The following is a 3,526-nucleotide window of genomic DNA, read 5'->3' on the forward strand; positions in this document are numbered from 1 at the left end:
CGTGGCTGTCGCGCAATCTTCCGAGACCGCGAGTTTCCCCGCCCTCCGCGCGCAGGCCGAAGCATTGCGCCGAAGCGGCCGTGGGCCGTTCGTTGGCCCGCCCGTCCTGTCCGCAGATCTGTTGACCCGGTCTCAAGGTATCATCGAGGAAGAGACGTCGGTCTCGGCCGGCATTCGCTGGCCCGGAGAAGGTAAAGCCATTCGCAGCTATGCCGGTCGCGCAGGCGACGCCGCGCAATCGGGCGTTGAGGCGGCTCGCGTGCGGATCGCGGGCGAGGTGCGCGAGGCATGGTGGTCGCTGGCGGCGGCACGCGCGGCGGTAGCGGTCGACCGCGATCAGGTCGGCATCGCCGCGACCACCGCCAGCCAGGTGGCACGCCTGGTCGGTGCCGGCGAGCAGGCGCGGCGCGACCTGTTGCTCGCCCAGGCCGAGACATCGGCTGCGGAGTCGCGATTGTCCCAGGCAGAGGCTGACCTTGCTCGCGCCGAAGCCGCCTATGCAGCACTTGCTGGACCTCCCCCTGAAAACTTGCCCCCCGAAGTTCAAGCCCAGGCGACGGACCCCGAAGACAGCCCGGCGCTTCGTGCAGCGCTGGATCGCGCAGCACTCGCCGACGCTCGGGCGACCAGCCTGTCCTATGGCGCGCGGGTGCGGCTCGAGGGAAGCATCGGGGTCCGACGCGAACGTGGCGGCGTCGGCGATCCGAACGTGCCTGCCGAGCCCTTTCGGAACGCACTGCTGGTTGGCATCAAATTGCCGCTGGGGCGCAATCAGACCGCCGTTGCAGATGCGGCAGGCGCCCGTTCCGACGCTCTCGGGGCAGGAGCAGAGGCAAGTCGAACCCGTATCCGGCTCGTCGCCGAACGGCGCGCGGCACAAGCTCGGCTCGACGCTGCGGTACGCTCGCTCGAACAGGCGCAGACGCGCCGGGACGCGCTCGCCGAGGCGCTGTCGCTGACCGAACGCGGCCGCACCGAGGGTGAGATCGGGTTCATCGAGGTGCTGCGCGCGCGACAGGCGTTGTCCGAGGCCGAACGCGACCTTGCGGCCGCGAAGGTCGCCCGGTTTGCGGCAATCTCTTCCTTCAATCAAGCGATGGGCGTTCTGCCATGATCAAACGCATTTGGATGGCGCTGGCCGCGCTGGCGATGATCGCAAGTGCGTCATCGGCAATGGCCCATGGCGACGAGGATCACGGTGCGGCAACGACGCCGGTCGGCGTGTCGATCGCGCCGCGCATGGAAGCGGCAACCGACGCGCTCGAACTGGTCGCGGCCGCCAAGGCGGACGATCTGACGATCTGGATCGACGGCTTTGCCGACAACGTACCGGTGACGGGCGCGACTGTCAGCGTCACCGTCGATGGTAAGACCGGGCAGGCGAAGGCCGCGAACGGCATTTATACCTATTCTGACGATGGCCTTCAAAAGCCGGGCGCGCATGAACTGTCGTTTCTAGTGAGCCATGACGGGGCGTTCGAATCACTCTCCGGCACTTTGACGGTTCCTCCATCCGCCGCCGACACGACGGCGGGACCATCAATCTGGCGATGGCTGTTGATCGCGATATTGGTCGTGCTTGTGCTGGCCGGTGCATGGTATTGGCGTTCGCGCCGACTGGTCGCTACCGGGTTGGCCGTGCTTCTTGGCGCGCAGTTGCTGTTCGGCGTGCCCGTTGGGCCTGCCCCAGTTGCCGCGCATGGCGACGAAGATCATGGTGCGGCACCTGCTGTCCCTGCCGGATCGGGCGAAGCTGCTGTGAAAACCTCAGACGGCAAGCTGTTCGGCCCGAAATCGGTGCAGCGGATCATCGGCGTCCGAACCGTGCTGGCGGCGGCGGGCGAAGCGCAGCCGACGACGAGCCTGACCGGCAAGATCGTAGCCGATCCGCAGCGCGGCGGGCTCATTCAGAGCGCAACTGGCGGGCGAATCGGTGCGCCAGCATCGGGACTACCGATTATCGGGCAGGCGGTGCGTGCGGGGCAGGTGCTGGGCTTTGTCGAGCCGCCCTTGCAGGCAATCGACCGTGCGGACCTGGCACGCGAGCTCAGCGACCTCGACCAGCAGATCGCCCTCGCCGCCAACAGTGCAGCGCGTTTACGTCGTCTAGAAGGCGTCGTACCGCGCCGGCAAATCGAAGAGGCCGGAATTACCCTGCAGGGCCTCCAGCGCCGTCGCGCGGCGCTCGGCCAAGCGCGCAGCGCGCGCGAAGTGCTGGTGTCGCCGATCGATGGTGTGATCGCGTCATCCTCGGTACGCGTCGGGCAGGTGGTGAGTGCTGAAACCACGCTGTTCGAAATCGTTGATCGCTCGCGGCTTTATGTCGAGGCCAATTTGTTCGACCGCCGCGCGCTGGGACCCGGCGCGAAAGCCATTGGCAAGACCGCCGACGGCACGACCTTCGATCTCGTGTTCCAAGGGGCGGGGCTCATCGATCGCGGACGTGCCGCGCCCGCGTTGTTTCGGGTAATCGGTGTTCCCGCCAATCTCCGGATCGGTGAGCCGATTACGATCGACGCGCCACTCGGTGGCACCGTCGCGGGGGTGATCGTGCCGCGAACTGCCTTGCTATCGAGCGCCAACGGACTCCCTTCCGTTTTCGTCAAAACCCACGCCGAGCTGTTCGAGCAACGCAGCGTGAAATCTGCACCCGTCGATGCGGGTCGCGTTGCGCTCCTCTCGAACGTGAAGCCCGGCGAGCGCGTCGTGACGGCGGGAGCCGAACTGCTCGGTCAGGTGCGCTAGGCGATGTTCGACCGGCTCGTCGCCTTTTCGCTCCGTAACCGTGTCCTTACACTGTTTCTCGCGTTCGCGCTGATGGCGTTTGGCGGGCTGTCGGTGAGCCGGCTGCCCGTCGATGTGCTGCCCAATCTCAATCGGCCGGTCGTTACGATCCTAACAGAGTCCCCCGGTCTCGCCCCGCCCGAAGTCGAAACGCTGGTGACACGCCCAATCGAGACGTCGATGAGCGGTGTCCCCGGGGTCGAGCGGGTCCGTTCGGTCTCGGGTATTGGTCTGTCTATCGTCTATGTCGAGTTTGGCTGGAAGGAAGATGTCTACCGCGCGCGCCAGCAGGTCGCCGAACGACTGACGCTGGTGCGCGAGCAGATTCCGCCCACCGTCGTGCCACAAATGGGGCCGGTCACCTCGATCATGGGCGAGATCATGCTGGTCGCGATCCCCTATGGGCGGGCAAGTCCGATGCAGGCCCGCGAGATCGCCGATTTCCAGATACGGCCGCGCCTGCTCGCGATCCCCGGCGTCGCGCAGGTCATTCCGATCGGTGGCGAGGTTCGGCAGTACCGCGTTTCGCCCGATCTCGCGGCGATGAATGCCGTTGGCGTCAAATTGAAGGACATGGAGGACGCGCTTCGTGCCTTTGGGACCAACACCGGCGGCGGCTTCGTCGATCAATATGAACGCGAGTTTCTTATCCGCAACGTTGCTCGGACGACGCGGATCGAGGATCTGCAGCAGCTCGTTGTCGCCAGCAACGCCAATGGTCCAGTCCGTTTGTCGCAGATTG

Annotated in this window: 3 protein-coding genes; all 3 read left to right on the forward strand. The window is 66.1% G+C overall.

Annotated features, from left to right (window positions below; translation table 11 throughout):
• Positions 1-1,114: TolC family protein (locus K2W81_RS14575; protein ID WP_273513602.1), on the forward strand; the 1,114-nt coding region annotated here is incomplete at its 5' end.
• Positions 1,111-2,745: an efflux RND transporter periplasmic adaptor subunit gene (locus tag K2W81_RS14580; protein WP_273513604.1), complete on the forward strand. Its 1,635-nt coding sequence runs from the start codon at positions 1,111-1,113 to the stop codon at positions 2,743-2,745. The genes K2W81_RS14575 and K2W81_RS14580, both read left to right, overlap by 4 nt.
• A gap of 3 nt (positions 2,746-2,748) precedes the next feature.
• The coding region (locus K2W81_RS14585) for an efflux RND transporter permease subunit (protein WP_273513606.1) at positions 2,749-3,526 on the forward strand (778 nt) is incomplete at its 3' end.

This window comes from Sphingomonas sp., from assembly GCF_019749955.1.
Classification (GTDB): domain Bacteria; phylum Pseudomonadota; class Alphaproteobacteria; order Sphingomonadales; family Sphingomonadaceae; genus Sphingomonas.